This is a genomic window from Sphingomonas mali NBRC 15500, from assembly GCF_001598415.1.
Taxonomy (GTDB): Bacteria; Pseudomonadota; Alphaproteobacteria; order Sphingomonadales; family Sphingomonadaceae; genus Sphingomonas; species Sphingomonas mali.
The window spans coordinates 139,842-160,892 of the sequence record NZ_BCYX01000002.1 but is presented as its reverse complement, the minus strand read 5'-3'; the positions used below and the strand labels follow the sequence as shown (position 1 = coordinate 160,892).

Here is a 21,051-nt window from a genome sequence, read left to right as displayed (position 1 = left end):
CCGATCATCGTCACGGCGGTGATTGGGCGCGAGAACCAGGCGTGGCTCGACGCCCAGCGCCGCGCCCATTTTCCACCCGGCCGCAATCTGCTCGCCGCGCATATGACCATGTTCCACCATCTGCCGCCGTCGCTGGCGGACGAAGTGCGGCAGCGGCTGGGCGAGCTGGCGCGGGACGGGGCACCGGCCGCGCGGATCGCCGGACTGATATCGCTCGGCCGCGGCGTGGCCTATCGCATCGACTCCGCCGAGCTGGAGGACCGCCGCGCCTGGCTCGCCGATTGCTGGGCCGACGTGCTGGCGCCGCAGGACCGAGCGCCGTGGCGCCCGCACGTCACGATCCAGAACAAGGTCGAACCGAGCGAGGCGAGGGCGTTGCTCGACCGGCTCAAGCTCGACTTCCGGCCCCGCTCGCTCGATATCGCAGGTTTTGCCAGCTGGTATTATCGTGGCGGCCCTTGGGAGAAGCTCTCCCGCCACATGGTCGCTTGACCGCGTCGGGAGCGCTACTTATAGGCCGCCGCTCGCGGCAACGCGGGCCTCTCGGGGCGGAGTAGCTCAGCTGGTTAGAGCACGGGAATCATAATCCTGGGGTCGGGGGTTCAAGTCCCTCCTCCGCTACCAGCGCCGTTTTGCGGGACAGAGTCCAACTCTGTCCCGCGGTGTCCAACGGCGCTTTTTTCTGCAATGAATTCAACTATTTTCGGCGTCCGATCGCGATCGGCGCCGTCCATGTGAATCCCACTCGATCCCGCCACGTCGATTTGATTTGGGGGTATCGTTGGGGGTATTTTTCGCTTGTTCGACAAGCAGGCGATACCCCCAAGTGGCTTTGAAGGAACTCGAGGTAAAATATACTCAGCGCCGGCAGCGGCCCTTCAAGCTGTCCGACGGCGGCGGCCTGCACCTCCTCGTCCAGCCCAATGGATCGAAGCTCTGGCGCCTCAAATACCGATTCGACGGCAAGGAAAAGCTGCTCAGCTTCGGCAAATATCCCGGTATTTCCCTTGCCGTCGCGCGCGAGAAGCGCCGCACGGCCAAGGCGCTCCTTGCAGCCGGGATCGATCCCGGTGCGGTTGTCGTTGCCGAAGCGGCGGAAGGGGCAGGGGAGACGGTGCCAGTCAAGCCGCCGCCGATACCCGGGAGTTTCGAGGAGATCGCCCGCGCTTGGCACGAGAATCGCGAATCGGGACTCGACCCGGCCCACGCCGGACGCGTGCTCAGGCGCCTGGAGCGCGACGCCTTTCCCGATCTCGGCGAAAAAGCGATCACCGAGATCACCGTGCCACAGATCCTGGGGGTGATCCGCACGGTCGAGGCGCGGCAGGCGCTCGACGTCAGCCGGCGCCTCAAACAGTCGATCGGACAGGTGTTCCGCTTCGCCATCGCCAATGGCTGGGCGACGAGCGATCCGACAGTCCATCTCGCAGGCGCGCTCAAGCCGCGTCCGCGCGTCAGGCACATGCCCAAGGTGCCGCTTAAAGAGGTCCCGGCGTTGGTCCGTGCCATTATCGCCTATGATGGCGAGGCGGACGACCACCGCCGTGCGGTCACCCGCGACGCTCTCATGTTCACGTTACTCACCTGGGCGCGCACCAGCGAAACGCGCTTTGCGACTCGGAACGAATTCGAGGATCTGGACGGTCCCGAGCCACTCTGGCGCCTGTCGCCCGAGCGGATGAAGATGGAGCGCGAGCATCTAGTCCCGCTGTCCGCTGCGGCTGCCGCTATTATGCGAAGGCGTCTCCGGTCGACCAACGGCGACCTGGTTTTTCCCGGCGCGAAGTTCGGCGAGCCCATCTCCCAGAACACGATGATCTATGCGTGCTACCGGATGGGGTATCGCAGCCGCCAGACGGTGCATGGTTTTCGCGGGCTGGCGTCGACTTGGGCGAACGAAGCCGAGTGCTACAAGTCCGACTGGATAGAAATGGCCTTGGCGCATGCTGATGAAGATGAGGTGAGGGGGGCTTATAACAGCGCCCAGTATCTCTCCGCCCGGCGACGCATGCTTCAGAACTGGGCCGACATGATCGAGGATGCTTCGTCCGTGCCCACGCCGGCGGATTCGGATCGCGAAATTGCCGAGCTTCATCCCATGGCTGGTTCAGGAAGCGCGAGTGCCCCAGCGACGCCGGCGCGGGCGGGGCTCAGGTTGGCCGCATCGGACGGGGTCGTGGTTTAGATCGCATCGGATTAGCCGTTGCGAGCGAGAGAATGGAAATCGAACCCGTGTTCGATGCCGGCCTGCCGGCCTAGTCGACCGCGTTGTGGATGCTTTGCTGGGAGTCATATGGGGAGCCACGGAACAAATGGTGTGAGCCAGGGCATCATACGGGCTGGGGAGGACTCATTTCACTGTCGTCGCGGCGATCGTTGGAATCGTATTTTGCAGATTGAGTATTGCGATTTACCCGTTCTCTGATGGAGGTCGGCGTACAAACCGCCGCGAGCGGCGATTAAGGCGCGGCGAACGTGGCTGGTGTTCCGGAAACGCCCCTCAGACAGAAGGCTGTGATGGCAGCGGCATTTTCCCGGCGTTCGCTGTCGGTGGTTGTTGCGTCCGCGGCAAGTGGCCCGATTAGCCCTTCGAAGATCGAGCCGACGATGCAGGCTGCAGCTGCCTGGACATTCTGACTGACAAAATTGCCCTCGCGGATGCCTTGTTCGATGATCGTCTCGAACACGCGCGCAAGCTTGCGCCGGTACTTCAATCGTGCCGCTTCGATCTCGGCTTCCACGGGCTCAGCGATCAGTGCGTGCGCCATGCGCCGGCCGGCCAAGGCCCGCAGCGCGAAGGTCCAAATGGCAGAGGACAGCCGTTCACACCCCGTTCCTTCCCCCATGGCGATTCCGGCGGCGACATCGACCTCCCGTTGGGAGGCGAGCGCGACGATCTCCGCCATGAGGTCCGTCTTTGCCGGAAAATAGCGATAGACCGTGCCGATCGCGATACCTGCCCGTGCTGCAACTGCCGACATTTGCGCTTCTCGAAAGCCTGTCTCGGCGACCAACTCTCGCGCCGACGACAGCAGGAGCTGGCGGGTATCGGTGCCCGACCGTCGCCGGCCGGTCGCGACAGTCGAATCCTTCACGTTCAGACTGTCGAGCTTTTTGGCCTTGTGTTGGGTCGGTCGAGCCATTGTACGTCGGCATCCTCCTGCACGTCGTGCTGCTGCGAATACCTGCTACCAAGCTTCCTCTTTGGTAGCGACTCTTATTCAGCCTGAGCAGATCCAGGATTGCCGGTGCGCCTACGATGGCGCCACCGCCTCGGTTACGAAGTGAGGCCGCCGGCGAGCTAGCTCACCCCTGCCAGCCGATTTTGAGACATGCGTGATTCGGAATACATCTTCTAAATACTAGCTATGTGCAAAATACGTTCCTTGACTAGGGTGAATCATGATTCTAGGTATCAGCGTGCAAGCGGTCTCCGCTCAGCGAAGCCGTCGTCATTTTGAGCCTGTGGATAGGAAAAAACCTCGGCGCACGATGGCAGCGTCCGTGCGTGCAAGAGGCGGCATTGTTCGCGAATGACGGGTCATCGGCGGAGCCGGCCCGATATGTGCGATGGTCAAGTAACGGCACTCGCCGGGAGCGGTTAGGCATGACTGAGAATATTGGTTCCCCAGCTTCTGTGCTCGACGACCGAATTAAACAGCTGATAGCGCTCTATGGCGATCCCCGGGTCTCCGCTGCCGAGCTTCTGTGCGATCGGCATGATCCGATGTCGCTGGCCTATCGTGTCATCGGCCGCGATCTGGGCGCACGCGACATCAGCTACGGCACGCTTAGAATGGAGTCCGAACGATTCTCGGCGGTCCTTGCCGCACAGGGCGTTCGAGGGGGTGACCGCGTCGCAACTTTAATGGGCAAAAGCCGCGAATACCTCGTCACCCTTATGGGCATCTGGCGGCTGGGTGCCGTCCATGTTCCTTTGTTTACAGCCCTTGCCCCACCAGCAATTTCCCTGAGATTGGTGGGGAGTGGCGCCAGGATTGTGGTCTGCGACGCCGCCCAGCGCAATAAGCTCCGGCCCGGCGATTCCATGCCGAATAATGCGCCGTGGCGGGTCATCACCACCGGCGACGGGGATGCGCGGGCGCTCGAATTCCACACCTTGATCGACAGGGCGCCGCCAGGCTTCGAAGCTGCGACACTTGGTGGTGATGCGCCGCTCATCCATATCTACACGTCGGGCACGACCGGCACGCCCAAAGCTGTAGTGGTGCCTGTGCGGGCCCTTGCCGCGTTTCGTGCGTATGCGGAGTTCGCGCTCGATCTCAAACCCACCGACCTCTACTGGTGCGCGGCAGATCCAGGCTGGGCTTACGGCCTCTATTTTGGAATTTTGGGCTCGCTCGCCACCGGCACGCCCAGCCTGCTGCAGGAGGGCGGTTTCTCGCCTGAGGTAACGCTTAGGGTGTTGGCCGATCAGGGCGTTACCAACTTCTCAGCGGCGCCGACGGTTTACCGGGCGCTGCGATCGTCCACGGCCCCGGCCGTTCCAATCCACCTCCGCTGCGCATCGAGCGCGGGCGAACCGTTGACGCCGGAAATAAACGATTGGGCAGCGTCCGTCCTGGGTGTGTCGGTCTACGACCATTACGGCCAGACCGAAGCAGGCATGTTGATCAACAATCACCACAACGCCGTGCTGCGGCGGCCGCTGAAGCCAGGTTCGATGGGTCAGGCCATGCCGGGCTGGACAGCGGTCATCCTTCGTGACGACAGCGATACACTCGCTCCTCGCGGGGACATCGGGCGTGTCGCGATGGATCTCACGCAAAGCCCGCTGGCATGGTTCGATGGCTATCTCAACGAGCCCGACAAGAGCGCGGAAAGGTTTGCGGGCAACGGGCGCTGGTATCTGACCGGAGACGTCGGACGGATGGACGAGGACGGATATTTTCACTTCTCGTCGCGCGATGACGACGTGATCATCATGGCCGGCTACCGCATCGGTCCGTTCGAAGTAGAGTCGGTGATTGCCACGCATCCGGCGGTCAGCGAATCCGCCGTAATTGCTGTGCCCGACGATATTCGCGGCGAGGTCATCGAAGCTTATGTCGTGCTTCGCAAGCCGGACGCCGCCTCGACGGAACTCGCGCTCGAGATCCAGCAATGGGTCAAGACGCACTATGCAGCGCACGCTTATCCGCGCGCGGTGCATTTCGTCGAAACGCTGCCCAAGACGCCTTCGGGGAAAATCCAGCGTTTTCTGTTGAAGCAACAGCGACGTGCGGAACTTGAATCGAGCCGTGTCGCGCCATCCATATGAGCGGCGACATGCTCCAGAATCGCATTTCGGCCCTCGACGCAGTGGTGGGGCGCCGGTCGGTTCGACGCTTTCTGCCGACACCTGTCGCCAAAGAACAGATTACCACCGTCCTCGCGGCTGCATCCCGCGCACCGTCGGGCGTCAATGCCCAGCCCTGGCTGGTGCACGTTGTGACGGGCGCCGCGAGCGAACGGCTGTCCTGCGCGGCCATGCAGGCCGCCCAAGTGGGTGAGATCGGTCTCGAATACCAATATCTACCGGCAATCATGCAAGAGCCCTATTTGTCGCGACGGCGAAAACTCGGGCACGATCTCTATGCGCTATACGGCATTGGACGTGACGACCGGGCCGCACGAAAAAACGCCATGCTGCGCAATTTCGAATTCTTCGGCGCGCCCGTCGGCCTCTTCTTCACGATGGAGCGCGAGATGACGCTTGGGTCATGGCTCGACATGGGCATGTTCATGCAGAACGTGATGACTGTCGCGCGCACGGTCGGGCTGGAAACCTGCCCGCAGCAGGCCTGGTGCGACGTTGGCGGGGTGGTGCACAAAGAACTCGGCATTCCGGAGAATCACATTTTGCTGTCCGGCATGGCGCTTGGTTACGTCGACCCCGACGCACCGGAAAACTCACTCGTAACCGAGCGCGTGCCCGTGGATGAATTCGCCACTTTCCACACAGGGTGACGCCAACCGCTTGCGAAGCGCCGCTCCACTGGCGCCCCGCGATGTTTCGCGTTGGAATGCTTCTTTCGCCTTATGGATGAGCGATATGGGCCGGCTGAGCGCCACCGGCGTCGACCGTCTTCATGTCGGCCGCGGGCAAGCGCTCCGCATTTCGCACTGCGAGGCCGATGGCGAGCGATTGGGCAAGGCACATAGATGCGGCCAACGACCGGAATCCTCGCACTTCCGACTCCCGGACCTGCAGCACAAGGCTCGCCTCCTTCGCGACAGGACCAATGACACTGTCGGTGACCGCGATAACCGGGCAGCGGCCCTTGGCATGTTCAACGAGACTGACGGTTTCGGGACTATAGGGCGCGAAACTGATTGCGACGAGGACGTCGTTGGCATCGAGACCGCGGGTTTGCTGAAGCTGGAGACCCGCGAGACCGTCTACCAATACCGTGCGTTTGTCGGTTTGGGCGAGCAGATAAGCAAGATAGGATGCGACCGGGAAGGACCGGCGAAAGCCGACGATAAATACCGTGCCGGCGCTCTCCAGCAGATCGACTGCTTCGGAAAGCTCGCGCATTCCAAGTGCGTGGTTGAGGTTTTCGAGCGCCAGGATGTTGCCTTCGACGAACTCGGAGAGAAGTTGCCGCGGACCCTCAACTTCTTCGGCAACGGCATAACGGTGTTGCCGGACACGCTCGGCGTAACCTAGGGAACGGTCTTCTCGCAACAGGCCTTCCCGGAGCAGCCGCTGCATGGGACTTGCGCCGGAAAAACCAAAAGCTTGGGCAAAACGGACGATGGCCGAAGGTTGAACATTGCTCCGCTCCGCGATGACCGCGAGCGTCTCGAAAGCGACATCATTGGGTTCGTCGACGATGTGGCGGGCGATCCGCTGCAGCCGATCGCTCAACTCGTCGTAGCGATCGCGAATTGCACTCAGAAATTCGTCGAGGTCTCGCGGTGGTGAAACTTTTTCTTCCATCTGGCATCCATTCCTTGCGCTTGGCTGGAAACATTTTTCCAAAGGATATCCATATGAGTAACTGGTTCTGCCCGCCGTTCCAAGAGTCGGGCCTGGCGCCGCACCGCACCGGGCCGGCGCCGATTCAGCGACGCTGAAAACGACCCCAGCCGCAACTTGTCTCACGCGGCGCGACGCGGGCGATGCGAGCACGATCGGTGGAAGGTTTCATCGGTTGTCCCGCCGTCACGAGGTTTGCAACGATCGTCAGATCGATATCAGTTCAGCGCGCCGCGTTCGCGTCCGTCACCAGAGCCGCAGCCTCTTCGCGCAGCACATACTTCTGTACTTTCCCGCTGATCGTCATCGGGAATTCCCCGACGAAGACGACATGTCTCGGCACTTTGTAGTGCGCGATCTGACCGCGGCAGAATGCTCGGATATCCTCTGGCAGAACCTCCGATCCATCCTTCATGATGATGCAGGCGCAGACTTCCTCACCGTATTTCTCGTCGGGCACCCCTACCACCTGGACGTCGATGACGGCGGGATGGCGCATCAGAAACTCTTCGATCTCGCGTGGGTAGATGTTCTCTCCGCCGCGGATGAGCATATCCTTCAGCCGGCCCGTAACTCGGCAATAGCCGTTGGAGTCCAACGTGCCGACGTCCCCGGTGTGCATCCAGCCCTCCGGATCGATGGCCTCGGCCGTCCGCTCGGGATCGTCCCAATAGCCCCGCATGACCGAATATCCGCGCGTGCACAATTCACCGGGCACCCCGCGCGGGACCGTTTCGCCCTGGCTGTCGACGACCTTCATCTCGAGATGAGGCTGAATGCGTCCGACGGTGGTGACCCGCTCCTGCAGCGGATCGTCCCGGTCGGTCTGAGAACTGACCGGACTCGTCTCGGTCATGCCGTAAGCGATGGTTACTTCGCTCATATGCATGCTGTCGATCACTTGGCGCATGATTTTTTCGGGACATGGTGAGCCTGCCATGATGCCGGTCCGCAACGATGAGAGATCGAACGTGTCGAAGTCGGGGTGGTTGAGGATGGCGATGAACATGGTCGGTACACCATAAAGAGCCGAGCAGTGCTCAGCCTCTACCGATCTCAGCACCGAAAGCGGATCAAAGCTCTCGTCGGGATAAACCATGGCGGCGCCATGCGTCAGGCAGGCAAGATTGCCCATGACCATCCCGAAGCAATGGTGCAATGGCACGGGGATGCAGATACGGTCGTGGGGCTGCAGCCCGATTTGCCGGCCGACAAAGTAGCCATTGTTCAGTATATTTCGATGCGACAATGTCGCGCCCTTGGGCGACCCGGTAGTACCACTGGTAAATTGTATATTGATCGGATCGATGGGGCAGAGGCATGCCTCCGTCTGCGCGAGAAGATCTGGGGCCTTGGGCGATCGGAGCGCCGACCATGGTAGGAAGCCATCGTGCTCCTCGTCACCCAAGGAGATGCAGGTCCGGAGCAGCGGAAGGCGGGCAGGGGGCAGTTCGCGGATCGTGCGAACATAGTCGGTCGTCTTGAAGGAGGGAGCAGTAACCAGGACGGAGCAGCCCACCTTGTTGAGCGCATATTCAAGCTCCGTGACCCTGTAGGCGGGATTGATATTCACCAAGATGGCGCCGATGCGCGCCGTCGCCAGTTGCAAAACCACCCATTCGGCGCGGTTTGGGGACCAGATGGCGACCCTGTCCCCACAGGTGACACCAAGTGACAGCAGGCCACAGGCCACGGAGTCAGCTTCATCAGCCAATTCTTGCCAAGTCCATCGGATGCCCTGATGTCGTGATACCATCGCTAGCTCTTCGGGCCACTCGGCTCGCGCCCGGTCCAGCGCTTTTCCGATCGTGTGCTCGATGAGGGGAACGGCGGTGGTTCCCTTCACGTAGCTCAACTTAGTCGAAGGCTGCTCGGACATACTGATCCCTTCGAAGGCGTCACCTGGTCGTTACGCTTTCGAGCAATCTCTTGAGATGGGCGACAACGGTCGCGGTCGCTTCTGCGGCAGCGGGCACTAGCGCCGAAAATCCGGGGAAGCCGTGGACCAGATGCTCAAACTCGATAAGGTCTACCGCAACGCCGTCGTCCTGCATCCGGCGGGCATAGGCGACCGCCTCATCGCGCAACGGATCCACTGTCAACACGACAATCACCGCCGGCGGCAGTCGGTCGAGACTTTGCGCGACCGCCGGCGAGATGCGCGGGTCGGCAACATTGTGCCCGCCCGCATAGAGTCCGTAAAGTTCAGGAAGTACTTCGCTTCGTAGTGTCGGGTCGGCATTCGCATGCCGTGAGGGATAGTCGGCGGCTTCGTCGCGCAGATCGACGGCGGGGAAGAAAAGCAGCTGGGCGTCAAAGGTCCGCTCGGCATGCTCGTCGCGCAACGCCATGGCAATGGCGGCGGCCAAATTGGCTCCCGCACTCTCGCCGCCTATCACCGCCGGACGATCGGTCCCGCCGAGTTCATCCAAATGACCGAGCACCCAATGCGAGGCTGCGATGCTGTCGTCGAAACCGGCAGGAAACGGCTCTTCCGGTGCCAAGCGATAGCCACTGGTCACCACGACCATCGACAGGTCGCGAGTGAGGCGTCGGGCTATGGGTTCGATCAGGTCGATATTGCCCACGCACCACCCGCCGCCGTAAAGATAATGAAGCGTGCCTTGAGGCGTGCCGGACGGACGGAAAATACGAACTGGTAGGGCACCACCCGCGCCGGTCAGTTCGACGTTTTCGACGGCTGCCACGGGTATCGGCCCTTCGGGCCCATATCCCAGTGCGACCATGCCGGCAGTCATTGTGCGCAGTGCGGGGATATCGAGCTCGCCGCTGGCTGGCGGCGGAATCTGATCCAACATCTGCTGAAGTACGGGGTCGAGAGCCATGGCGTTATTGTCCTGAGGGTTGATTGGTTTGGGGTGGCGAACGGACAATCCAGTCATGATCCGGGTCGTTCACGAACACCCAATGGCGCCGTGGACCTGCCATCACGTTCAGATAATAGAGATCGTAGCCGTATGGCGCCCCAACCGGATGGTAGCCGCGGGGCACCTTGACCACGTCTCCATCCTCAACGGCCACGGCTTCGTCGATCGATCGGTCGTCGGTATAAACGCGTTGAAACGCGAAACCCTGCGGCGGCGACAGTCGATGATAATAGGTTTCCTCGAGGAAGGTTTCTTCCGGATAGGCGTCGCGATCATGTTTGTGCGGCGGGTAGCTCGACCAATGCCCGCCAGGTGTAATGACTTCGACCACCAGCAGGCTTTCTGCCTCGGCCTCGTCGTCGAGGATGTTGCGGACGTGACGAGTATTTGCCGCCTGTCCCCTCGTCTCGAGCCGGACGTCGCCTGGCGCAATCACGCGTGGCGGCCCCTTGCCGCTGCCGGGTGCTGTACAGATGGCAATCTCGGCCGCGCTTTGAGCACGGATCCGGTAGGATAGGCCCGCGGGCACATAGACCGACGTAGGCGGGCCTGCGAAGACGTTCGCGCGATTACCTAAATTGTCGAACTGGACGCCGCCGACCGCTATATCGACCGTGCCCGATAGGATCACCACACACGCCTCTCGGCGCGCCTCGAACCCCTCGTAGGCAGCGGACGCCTCCAGCTGGATGACTCTGAATCCGACATAGCGCCAGCCAGCATTCTCGGGAGTGATATCGAGCACCACGCCGTGCGCGTCGGGTTCCTGGCTGCGGACCTTGAGGTTCATACGGTCATGCCCGCCTCTCGCGCCAAGCGCTTCAACGTGTCGAGTCCAAGCTGCTGATAGGTGCGCGGCTCGGCAGTGGCCGGATCCTGCTCCGCCTCGATGACGATCCAGCCCGCATAGTCGATCGAGGCCAGCGCATGCAGAAACGGCCGGTAATCGTAGTCGCCGTCGCCAGGAACTGTAAACATTCCGCCGACGACCCCATCCAGAAAGCTCGCACCGTCGGCAAGCAAACGTTCGTGCTCGGCGACGCGCACATCCTTGCAGTGGACGTGATTCACGCGCTCCGGCCGCTCCTGGACGATCTTGACGGCATCGATGCCCCCATAGAAAGCGTGTCCGGTATCGAGCACCAGGCCGACTTGGCTGTCCGTGACATCGAAGAAGCGACGCAGGTCGGCGTCGGTTTCCACCGCGGTCCCAAGATGGTGATGATAGGCGAACCGCAGGCCGCGCTTATTGACATGGGCCGCTACTGCGTCAAGGCGCGCGCCAAATCGCCGCCACTCGTCCTCAGAAAGCCGTGGGTGGGAGTCGAGCTGGCTCGAACGGTCGCCATGCACCGCGTTCGAAGTTTCGGCCAGGATGAAAACGGTCGATCCCATCGCTTCCAACAGAGCGAGGTGATCGGCTAGCGCGGCGATCTCGGCGTCGGCATCGCGAACGAGCAGGCTCGCGGAATACCAGCCTCCGACGATATCCAGGCCATAATTGGCCATGATCGGCTTCAGGGCAAAGGCTTCGCGCGGAAACTTATGGCCCAATTCTACGCCCTCGAAGCCGATTTCGCGGACGTCGTTCAGGAGCATGTCGAGCGTCGTATCTTTGCCTAGTTCAGGCATATCGTCATTGGCCCAGGCAATCGGGCTGACACCCCAGCGAATTGTCATCGCGACTGTTCCTTTATGGACGCCATGTACCGCGCGCGTGCGGCGACAACCTCGCTGCTTGCGGAAACCTCCGGCACGGCAACATCCCACCAATGACCACCAGCCTCGGTCGTGAGGGCCGGATCGGTTTCGATGACGATGACGTAGCTCGTCGTCGCGGCGGCAGCCCGGGTGAGCGCCTCGGCAAGCGCAGCGATGCCTGACACCTTTTCGGCCGCTGCGCCAAGGCTGCGCGCGTGCGCGGCAAAGTCAATCGGCGGCAGCGTAACGTGCCGGGTATCCGCGAGCAGATTGTTGAACGGACGTCCGCCGGTCGACTGCTGCAGCCGGTTAATACAGCCAAAGCCACCGTTATCGAGTAGCACGACCGTGATCTTGAGCCCGAGCATCACCGACGTCGCGAGCTCGGAATTGAGCATCAGGTAGCTTCCGTCACCAACCATGACGAAGACCTCCCGCTCGGGCTCGGCCATCTTGACACCCAAACCGCCAGCGATTTCATAGCCCATGCACGAGAAGCCATATTCGCCGTGATAACCGCCCGGCGCCTTCGTGCGCCACAGCTTGTGGAGTTCTCCCGGCAATCCGCCGGCGGCGCAGACCGCGATCGCGTCGTCCGCGGCCTGCCGCCATACCGCGCCGATGACCTCCGCATCGGAGGGAAGCCGGCCTGTTGGCATCGTGGCCGCGTCGAACGACCGGTTCCAATCAGCAACGGCGGCAGCATTCGCCGCCTGCCATCTGTCCGGTGCTTGCCAGCCGCGAAGCTGCTCGGCGAGCGCGGCGATCACCTCGCGGGCATCGCCGACCACCGCTAGCGCGCCGTGCCTAATAGCGTCAGCGCTCGCAACGTTCACCTGAACCAATTTTCCGGCGAACAGCGTCCGCGAGCCGGTGGTGAAATCCTGCAACCGAGTGCCGATCGCGATGACGAGATCCGCCTCTTTGGCCGCGCGGTTTGCGGCGCTCGTTCCCGTCACGCCGATGGCACCGAGCGCCTGGCCATGATCCCAAACAAGCGCTCCTTTCCCGGCGTGGGTCTCCGCGACCGGGATGCCCGTCTCCGCGGCCAGCGATGCGAGTGCGGCCTCGGCGCGCGAGTAGAGGACGCCGCCACCGGCGACGATCAGCGGCCGCTTCGCGCAACGTATCGCTTCGACCAGCGCGTCGAGTTCCATCGCGTCGGGCCGCGTCCGACGCTGCCGCCAGACCCTCCGCTGAAAGAACGCGTCCGGATAGTCGAAGGCTTCGGCTTGCACATCCTGACAGAATGCCAACGTTACCGGGCCACACATCGCTGGGTCGGTCAGCACTGCCATGGCGCGAGGCGCCGCGTCGAGGATCTGTTCGGGTCGCGCTATGCGGTCGAAATACCGGCTCACGGGGCGCAAGGAATCATTCGCGCTCACCGTGCCGTCGCCAAAGTCTTCGATCTGCTGAAGGACGGGGTCGGGCCGACGACTTGCAAAGACGTCGCCAGGCAGCAACAGTACGGGAAGCCTGTTGACATGTGCCAGCGCCGCGGCAGTCACCAAATTGGTCGCGCCTGGTCCGATCGATGTCGTGCATGCCATTGCCCGCTCGCGGCGATTGGCTTTCGCGAACGCGATCGCGGCATGTGCCATGGCCTGCTCGTTATGCGCGCGGTACGTCGGCAGGGCGTCTCCGATATCGGCAAGGGCTTCACCGATCCCGGCAACGTTGCCATGGCCGAAGATCGCCCAAACTCCGGCGAAGAACGGCTTGTCCGCACCGTCGAGTTCCACTCTCTGAACGGACATCCAGCGGACGAGCGCTTGCGCCGCGGTCAGTCGAGTCGTCTGCGCCATCACGCCGCCTGCATCCGCCGCGAGCTTCGCCATCCGTCGACCAAGACGGCGAAGTTGGTAGCCATTTCCGTCACGGCCTGCTCGTCATCGATTTCATCCTTGAGCCATCGTGTGGCCGGCGCGGCCCAGATCGTGCGCCCGACCGCAAAACCTTTGACCAGCGGGCTCGTTACCGCCGCGGAGAAGCTCGTCAGCAATTCGTCGGGCGCCGCCGCCAGGCCGAGCAAGACGATACCGCGGCAATGTGGGTCACGTGTCTGGATCACGTTCTCGACCGCCGTCCACGCTGCCGCTTCGACTGTCGGCTCGAGCTTCCACCAATCCGGATATACTCCGAGGTCGTAGACATGCTCCACGATCCGAGCGACCGTGTCCACCAGGATTGGTCCATACTTAGATGCGATAATTTCGAGGAGCAGTTCGTGGCGCGTATGGCGGCATGCCTCAAACAGTCGAAGGATCTGGCGGTCCTGCGCATCGCGCAACTCGACGGGGTCGTTCGGGTGATAGAAGATGAGGCACTTCACGACCTGATCGACCGGCCAGTCAGCCAAGACGGTCGCAGCCTCCCGGCCGCCTTCGAACAATAAAGGCCGGGACCCGGGAAGCTCGATGGGGCGACCGACCCAATAGGATGTTTCGGCGGCGGCTTCGAGCGCGCGCATTCCGTACCGCCCGTCAGCGAGGAGACCAAAGCCCGGATTGCTGGCCGCCACACGCGCGAGCGCCCGAAGAGCGAGTTCCTTGAACTGAGGGATCCGGTCGTGGTTTCGCGTGCCGAGCGTCTCCACGAGTTCGTCGAACTGACTGCGGTGGTCGATGGCCAGAACCGTCAATTCTTCAAAAGTTGACTGCCGGTTGGTTGCCCAATGGGTGTGCTCCAAAACCGCGCTTTCGCGCAACCGGCAGGGCCAATCGTCGCGCGAGAGGAACTGGCTAAGCTCCTCCCAACTCGGCGCCGCCGGCGCGCAGCCGTGCCGGGATACGACGAGCGCGCCACACGCATTGGCATAGGTGCAGCAGCGATCGATCGCCTCGCCGCGGAGCCAGCCGCGCAGGAACCCGGCCATGAAGGCGTCGCCAGCCCCCAGGACATTGAATACCTCGATGGGAAAGCCTTGCGCGGCCATGCCGTCGGCGAGGTTGTCGGGTATATCCGCAGGAAAAGCCACGCAGCCTTCGGCTCCACGCTTGCACACCAGCAGCGCGCTGCTGTCGCCTCGAATGGCACGCAGCGCCGCGATCGTGTCGGTGTTGCCGCCGAGGATGTGGATTTCCTCTTCGGTGCCGACGATTAGGTCGCATAGCGGCAAGACCCGCCGCAGTTCTGCGGTGACGCGGTCGCTTGCCACGAAACGATCCTCACCGTTCCCCCTTGACGCAAGTCCCCACAAGACCGGTCGATAGTCGATGTCGAAAATGACGCGGCCGCCCGCCGCCTTCATCGTCTGCGCGGCCTTCAGGCTGGCCGCGTAAACGTCGGGGCGCGAAAGGTGCGTGCCATTGATGAGCAATGCACCGGCTGACGCGACGAATGCCGGATCGATATCCCCTTCGCACAGCGCCATGTCGGCACAATTCTCGCGGTAGAAGATGAGGGGAAAGCTGTCCTGATTGCGGATACCCAGCATGGCGAGCGCTGAAAGGCGTTCGGGATCGCTGATCACGCCCGTGACGTCGACACCTTCCTTGATCAATTCCTCGCGTATGAAGCGCCCCATGTGATCAGCGCCCACACGCGTGATGATTCCAACCTTGAGCCCCAGGCGTGACGCGCCGACCGCGGTGTTCGTCGGGCTTCCACCAATATACTTTGCAAAGGTGCGCATGTCCTCCAGGCGCCCGCCAATTTGCTCGCCATAAAGGTCGACGCTCGATCGCCCGATCGTGATGAGATCCAGCGCATGGTTTCCGGCTTGGCCGCTAGTCACTGAATGTCCCCCATCTCACAGAGCGTTCTCACGACGACCTCCTCTGGCCGGCTCGTAACCCGAACAGAGTTCTTCCTGGTGCGAGCCTCGCCCGGCCTCATTTCTGCCGTCCGGCGAGGATGGCGGCGACGATGTCCCTGCTCCGGAACTGAAGCGAGAGACGGTCCGCGTCGGTCAACAACTGAACCATGCAGACGAACACCAGATCGTTCGCCGGGTCGACCCAGAACCAGCAGCCGGCCGCACCGTCCCAAAGATAGGTGCCGCGCCCGAGTCTCACGCCAGCAGCGGCCGGGTCAGTCACGGCAACGCCGTTATACGCGTATTCATAACCCCGGCGCAGCATGTGCGGTGGCGTGCCAAACGTGCCCGTCAGCAATTGGACGGGTGTATGGCTGCGGGTCATGAAGTCGACCGCGGCGTCGCTGAGGATGCGCATTCCTTCGAGTTCTCCGCGGCTCAGCAGCATGCGGCCGAAACGAAGATAATCCGCCGCGGTCGACACGAGGCCTGCGCCGCCGGAAGCGAGGAGGGGAGCTTCGTTGTACGGCAGCACGAGTTCACTGGCCGCCGGTGCGATGGTATTCTCATTGTCGAATGACAATTCACCCTGGACGGTCATCTCGACGAGCAAATCGTCCGCCAGTGTGTAAAGCGTCGCGAAGCGTTCGCGCTTGGAATCCGGCACTAGGAAGTCGGTGTCGTTCATCCCTAGCGGGTCGAAGATACGCCTCTTCATGAAGTCACGCAGGGGCATGCCGCTCAGGCGCTCGATAATGATCCCCTGGACGTCCATCGCCACACTATATCGCCAGCCAGAGCCCGGCTCGAACGCGAGCGGAACCGTGGCGAGCCGTGCGAGATATTCTTCGGCGGTGATGTCATGCGGGACGATCGGAATGCGAGCGGCGCGATAGGAGTGATCGATCGGCTCGTCAGTAAAACCGTACGAAAAGCCCACCTGATGCGTCATGAGATGCTCGATCGTCGGCGGCGCTTCGGGATTGCTTAGTGGGCCGACTTCTCGGCTATCCCGCAAAGCCATCACCTTCAGGTCCGAAAGTTCCGGAAGATGCTTGGCGATAGGATCTGCTGGCGACCATTTGCCCTCATCCCACAGGATCATCATGGCGGCGGCGGTGACCGGCTTGGTCATTGAGAAGAGGCGGAAGATGCAGTCTTCCGTCATCGGCGTGCCGACGGTGATGTCCTGGCAACCGATCGCGGAGGAATGTGCAACGGCTTCGCCTTGCCACACCATCGTCACTGCCCCGCTCAACAGCTTGCGATCGACCGCGTCGCCGACCAGCGCATCGACCGCAGACCAATCCCGTTCGGGCGATGCAGTTGGTTCTGATGTCAAACCGGCGCTTTCGCTCGCCATCGCCCTCTCTCCGCCTTTCTGTTATGGAATATATTTTCCAATATATATCCATACAGAATTATGGATGCAAGTGGTGTATTGGGTCGGCTGCGACAGGCTTTGTAGACGGCTCATCCCCGTTTCGGCTGCGTTGTTCCGTCCAACCGGCAACTGTGTAATCGAGTCAGGCACTGGAATTCCGCCGCCCAAGCGCATAGAACGTGATTTCTATAAACGCTTCCGAGTAGGGAAGCTTGCAAGTTGGCAGGAGAGAGTATGACGCTCACGGTGGCGCTTATCGGTGCGGGGAGGATCGGCAGGATCCATGCAGCAAACATTGCGGCGCACCCGGAGCTCAAGCTTGCCTGGGTGGCGGATGTGGACGTTGGCGCGGCCCAAGTGCTTGCGTCCCGTTTTGGTGCCAAAGCAGGCGCTGCCGACGATGCGATTGCGGACCCGGCGGTCGATGGCGTGCTGGTCGCGTCGAGCACGAATACGCATCTCGACCTGACGCTCCGCGCGCACCGGTCAGGCAAGACGGTCTTCTGTGAAAAACCGGTCGATCTTGATCTTGCGCGGGCGCGCGACGCTGCGGCGGCGTTCGACGCCACTCCTGTATTCATAGGCTTCAACCGCAGATTTGATCCAAATTTCGCTGCCCTGAAAGCAAAGCTCGTGTCCGGGGAGGTCGGGTCCCTCGAGTCGCTGCAGATCACCAGCAACGATCCGGCACCTCCGCCGATCGACTATGTGAAGGTCTCGGGCGGATTGTTTGTCGATATGGCGATCCACGATTTTGATATGGCGCGCTTTCTGCTCGGCGAGGAACCCGCAGAGATATTCGCCTGGGGAAGCTGCCTCGTCGATCCTCGAATCGGTCAGGCCGGTGATGTCGATACCGCACGGGTTTTGCTGCGCACGGCCTCCGGCAAGCTCGCAGTCATCGCCAATAGTCGGCGTAGCGGTTTCGGCTACGATCAACGCGTGGAGGCATTCTGTTCGGACGGGCTCGTCGCCGCGGGGAACCAGACCGAGTCGACGGTAGCCGTCTGGCGCGAGGGCGGCGCGCTTGCTGCCCCATTCGAGAACTTCTTCCTTGATCGCTACGCAGCGGCGTTTCGCGCAGAGATCGACCACTTTGCGGATATTCTGGCGCGCCGTGCCGTTCCCCTGGTAACGTTCAACGACGGTGTAGCGGCGCTGGCGCTCGCCGACGCGGCGAAGCGATCGCTCGCGACTGGCGCGGTCGTCAAGCTATAGTCCGTTCGTCCCGTCCCCGTGTCCCCGTCAGACCGGCCTGCACCTTCTGATCGCCTGACAGTGCGCCCGCGTTCCGCATTCAGCGGCCGTACCGCGAAATCCCCCGCAACCCTCCTGTTGCAACGCAAATTCTATAGAATTATAGGGTGGAACGAATGTTGTAGATTGCGAAGGTCAATCTCACGGTTTGGCAGCGCTGCGTTCGCGGGAAGGGCGACTTTCGTTGCTTCCGGACCCGCCCGGACGTTCAATATCAAGGAGACACTACATGCAACCCAGGTCGATAGCTGAGGGTCTCGTGGCTCCCGGGTTCGAACCCTGCTTCGACGCGTTTCAGGCGGTCCTCGCCGAAGGCGGAGAACTTGGCGCCGCCTGCGCCGTTTACTGGAACGGCCAAGCCGTCGTCGATCTGTGGGGCGGTACCGCCGATCCGCGGTCGGCCCGGCGGTGGGAGCGGGATACGATGGTGCCGGTCTTTTCCGTGACAAAGGGCATCGCGGCACTTTGTATCCTCCAGCTCGTAGCACAAGGGCGGCTCGAGCTGGATCAGCCGGTCGCCGCCTATTGGCCGGAGTTCGGAGCTCACGGCAAGGACCGGGTGACCGTGCGCGAGGCGTTGGCGCACCGCGCTGGCGTCCCGGTTTTGAGTGGCGCGATGACGATCGGGCAACTGCGGGATCTCCCCGGAATGGCGGCACGGCTCGCGGCCGAGGCGCCGTTGTTTGAACCAGGGTCGGCATATTTCTATCACGCTATCACCGTCGGCTGGATCACGACCGAACTCGTTCGGCAGACGACGGGACGAAGCCTGGGGCAGTGGCTACGGGACGAGATCGCGCAACCACTCGGACTCAACATATGTATCGGCCGGTCTCCGGAGCACCCGGGGCCCGTCGCGCTTGTGGAGTGCCCTCCCGAACTTGACGCGGCAACCATCGAGCCGGACAGCATCGCTGCCCGATCGATTTCGTTGGGCGGCCTCATTCATCCGACCGCCGGCGGCCTTGCCGCTGCGATGAACGATCCAGCTCTCCAGGCCGTCGAGCTGGCAGGCGTGAACGGAATCGCCGACGCCCGCTCGCTTGCCCGGCTTTATGCCTCGGTGTGCAATGACGCTGGCGGCGAGCAGTTGATTCCGGCCGACATATTGGACGACGCATGCCGGATCACTTCGCAGGGGCCAATGTGGGGCGGAGATATCCCCGGGGCGACCTGCGGCGCGGGCCTGATGCTTCCGTTCGGGAACCACCCGCTACTCGGACCCGGCTCGTTCGGGCACAATGGGGCAGGGGGCTCGATGGCGGCCGGGCACCGGCCGAGTGGACTGGGTTTTGCTTATGTTCGCAATAGAATGGCGGACACCAGCATCGTCGATCCTCGCGTCTATCGCATTGTCCGCGCCGTCGCCGAATGCGCCGGGCTGCCGGTACCCAAGGTGCTTATGGATAATCATGATGCCGCTTGATCCTGCGACCGAACAGTTCCTCGCGCAAATCCCGCCGCCGGAGCCCGGTCCCATCGACTTCGCAAAACAGCGGCAACGAGGCGAGGCGATGATTTCTATGATGGTGGGACCAGGCGGGCTCGACGAAGTCGCCGGTGTCGAGGAAAGCGAGATCGACGGCCCTATCGGCCCGGTGCCGATCCGCATCTACCGTCCGCTCGAACAGGCAAAGGGTGTTCTGCACTATATCCATGGCGGTGGTTGGCACGCTGGTAGCCTTCGCACGATTGACCATACTGCTCGCCGCATTTGTCGGACGCTTGGAATGGTCGTCGTGACCAGTTCGTACCGGCTGGCGCCCGAGCATCCTTTTCCCGCCGCCTTCGAGGACAGTCTCGCCGCCGCGGAATGGTTTTTGGCAGAGGCTCCCAAATTCGCCGCCGGACCGTTGGTGATCTCAGGTGACAGCGCCGGCGGCAATCTCGCGGCCGCGATCTGCCTCACCTTGCGCGATCGAATGGTGCGGGGCGACAAAAGCTACGACGCGCAGCTTCTGCTATATCCCGCTGTCGATCTGCGCGCGATTGCGGCGCAGTATCCGTCACGGCGCAGAGATGCTCATCCCGGATTTCGCGGCGAAGATCTCGACGCGCTCATTGACGCGTATTGCGATAAGGAGGATCGGGCGAATCCACACGTTTCGCCGCTCGCCGCGGCCGATCTGAGTGCGCTGCCCCCAGCGCTCATCGTGGTACTGTCGATCGATCCGCTGCGTGATGAAGCCGTCGTCTACGCGGAGCGGCTGAAGGATAGCGGCGTGAGCGTTGGCCTCATCGAGTTCGACCACCTCTCGCACGGCTTCGTCGATCTGGCCGGGCTGATACCGGCGGCGGGTGAAGCGACGGCCGCGGTTCTTGGGCGATTGCGCACGATGATCGGGATCTGACCGCTTGGTCGCAAGAGCATCGGACAGCTGGACTCCGCCGACCTGCCTTGAAGGCATACTCACCGAGAGCACGCCGAAGCCATAGGCTAGGTCCGTTCGAACGTGCAGCGGGCGGCAATCGCTTGTCTCCAGCAGGCCGGGAATACCCAGCCGTGAGATTCTGCGGACATAGCCCGCGATCGCCGGAATGCCTTCGAATTCGTCCCGGCTGATGTCTACTCTCGCCATCGGGTTCGGCATGATGCTGTGTTGGCCCCATGATAATGCCTGCGAGGGAGCAACGAAGATCGCGCTGCCGGGCGTTTTCTCGCGAACCTTGATCAGGGCTGCTGCGTCAGAGTGAACGTGCGGAGGGTCAACCCCTCAAGCCGATTCGGCCTTTCCCGTGACTCGGGAACGATTTCGCTGCCGGCTCGCCCAGGGACAGCGTGTCGGGCCGGTACAACGCGGATCGGCCGCGGAATCTTGCCAGAATTGGCCGAACCCATCGCTAATGCCATGTCAAATCGAACTTACATTCTAAATAGTGTCTTGACAGAATGCATATTGCAACATCATAACTCGCCAATGCCGCCGAACGAAGTGGCAACTCACATTAACGACGAGGCAGGCGATCGGGGCGAACCTGCCTCACGCCGCCGCGACGAGGTTGCGAACGCATGGGGAGAAGGATGACCGCCGACAGGCTTCAAGGTCAGAGGTTACGTGGCATCGAGCGCGCATCG

At 62.2% G+C, this 21,051-nt stretch carries 16 protein-coding genes and 1 tRNA gene; 8 read left to right on the top strand and 9 right to left on the bottom strand.

Annotated elements, in window-relative coordinates; all coding sequences use genetic code 11:
* The first annotated feature begins 18 nt into the window (after positions 1–18).
* The 3 genes from SMA01S_RS02840 (at position 19) to SMA01S_RS02830 (ending at position 2,185) form a co-directional block, all read left to right on the top strand.
* Complete coding sequence (locus SMA01S_RS02840) at positions 19–492, top strand: 2'-5' RNA ligase family protein (protein WP_245649127.1); 474 nt, start codon at positions 19–21, stop codon at positions 490–492.
* Positions 493–547: 55 nt separating this feature from the next.
* Positions 548–624, top strand: a tRNA-Met gene (locus tag SMA01S_RS02835).
* A gap of 202 nt (positions 625–826) precedes the next feature.
* Entirely contained in the window at positions 827–2,185 is a 1,359-nt protein-coding gene (locus SMA01S_RS02830; RefSeq protein ID WP_084250012.1) for a tyrosine-type recombinase/integrase, read from the top strand.
* 274 nt (positions 2,186–2,459) lie between these two features.
* On the opposite strand, the gene SMA01S_RS02825 is transcribed toward SMA01S_RS02830, so the two are convergent.
* Positions 2,460–3,143, bottom strand: coding sequence for a TetR/AcrR family transcriptional regulator (locus tag SMA01S_RS02825; RefSeq protein ID WP_084250011.1), 684 nt, complete (start codon positions 3,141–3,143; stop codon positions 2,460–2,462).
* A 464-nt stretch (positions 3,144–3,607) separates the two neighbouring features.
* On the opposite strand from SMA01S_RS02825, the gene SMA01S_RS02820 reads away from it, so the two are divergent.
* Entirely contained in the window at positions 3,608–5,281 is a 1,674-nt protein-coding gene (locus tag SMA01S_RS02820) for an AMP-binding protein (protein WP_066817080.1), read from the top strand.
* The gene (locus SMA01S_RS02815) at positions 5,278–5,970 is read left to right on the top strand and encodes a nitroreductase family protein (RefSeq protein WP_066817078.1); all 693 of its coding nucleotides are present in this window, start codon (positions 5,278–5,280) and stop codon (positions 5,968–5,970) included. The genes SMA01S_RS02820 and SMA01S_RS02815 overlap by 4 nt, the downstream gene beginning before the upstream one ends.
* Before the next feature lie 70 nt (positions 5,971–6,040).
* Here the strand turns inward: SMA01S_RS02815 and SMA01S_RS24065 are convergent, their stop codons facing one another.
* From SMA01S_RS24065 to SMA01S_RS02770, 8 genes are all read right to left on the bottom strand, one after another.
* Positions 6,041–6,946 carry a MurR/RpiR family transcriptional regulator gene (locus tag SMA01S_RS24065; protein WP_084250010.1) on the bottom strand — a complete coding sequence of 302 codons (906 nt, stop codon included), beginning with the start codon at positions 6,944–6,946 and terminating at the stop codon, positions 6,041–6,043.
* Positions 6,947–7,208: 262 nt separating this feature from the next.
* A complete protein-coding gene (locus SMA01S_RS02800; RefSeq protein ID WP_066817070.1) occupies positions 7,209–8,864 on the bottom strand; it encodes an AMP-binding protein in 1,656 nt (551 codons plus the stop codon).
* 19 nt (positions 8,865–8,883) lie between these two features.
* Positions 8,884–9,888 (bottom strand): alpha/beta hydrolase, encoded by a 1,005-nt coding sequence (locus tag SMA01S_RS02795; protein WP_084250009.1) that lies wholly within the window; start codon positions 9,886–9,888, stop codon positions 8,884–8,886.
* Positions 9,836–10,663 (bottom strand): 5-deoxy-glucuronate isomerase, encoded by an 828-nt coding sequence (iolB, locus tag SMA01S_RS02790; RefSeq protein WP_066817067.1) that lies wholly within the window; start codon positions 10,661–10,663, stop codon positions 9,836–9,838. The genes SMA01S_RS02795 and iolB overlap by 53 nt, the downstream gene beginning before the upstream one ends.
* Complete coding sequence (iolE, locus tag SMA01S_RS02785) at positions 10,660–11,553, bottom strand: myo-inosose-2 dehydratase (RefSeq protein ID WP_066817065.1); 894 nt, start codon at positions 11,551–11,553, stop codon at positions 10,660–10,662. The genes iolB and iolE overlap by 4 nt, the downstream gene beginning before the upstream one ends.
* Complete coding sequence (gene iolD / locus SMA01S_RS02780) at positions 11,550–13,415, bottom strand: 3D-(3,5/4)-trihydroxycyclohexane-1,2-dione acylhydrolase (decyclizing) (RefSeq protein WP_218016808.1); 1,866 nt, start codon at positions 13,413–13,415, stop codon at positions 11,550–11,552. The genes iolE and iolD overlap by 4 nt, the downstream gene beginning before the upstream one ends.
* On the bottom strand, positions 13,382–15,313 hold the full coding sequence (locus SMA01S_RS02775) for a bifunctional 5-dehydro-2-deoxygluconokinase/5-dehydro-2-deoxyphosphogluconate aldolase (protein WP_066817063.1): 1,932 nt from the start codon (positions 15,311–15,313) through the stop codon (positions 13,382–13,384). The genes iolD and SMA01S_RS02775 overlap by 34 nt, the downstream gene beginning before the upstream one ends.
* A 97-nt stretch (positions 15,314–15,410) precedes the next feature.
* Positions 15,411–16,697 (bottom strand): serine hydrolase domain-containing protein, encoded by a 1,287-nt coding sequence (locus SMA01S_RS02770; protein WP_066817061.1) that lies wholly within the window; start codon positions 16,695–16,697, stop codon positions 15,411–15,413.
* Positions 16,698–16,952: 255 nt separating this feature from the next.
* Here SMA01S_RS02770 and iolG point away from each other — a divergent pair, with 255 nt between their 5' ends.
* From iolG to SMA01S_RS02755, 3 genes are all read left to right on the top strand, one after another.
* The gene (gene iolG / locus SMA01S_RS02765) at positions 16,953–17,936 is read left to right on the top strand and encodes an inositol 2-dehydrogenase (protein WP_066817059.1); all 984 of its coding nucleotides are present in this window, start codon (positions 16,953–16,955) and stop codon (positions 17,934–17,936) included.
* A 268-nt stretch (positions 17,937–18,204) separates the two neighbouring features.
* Entirely contained in the window at positions 18,205–19,401 is a 1,197-nt protein-coding gene (locus SMA01S_RS02760; protein ID WP_084250008.1) for a serine hydrolase domain-containing protein, read from the top strand.
* A complete protein-coding gene (locus tag SMA01S_RS02755; RefSeq protein ID WP_218016807.1) occupies positions 19,388–20,326 on the top strand; it encodes an alpha/beta hydrolase in 939 nt (312 codons plus the stop codon). The genes SMA01S_RS02760 and SMA01S_RS02755 overlap by 14 nt, the downstream gene beginning before the upstream one ends.
* Positions 20,327–21,051 lie beyond the last annotated feature (725 nt).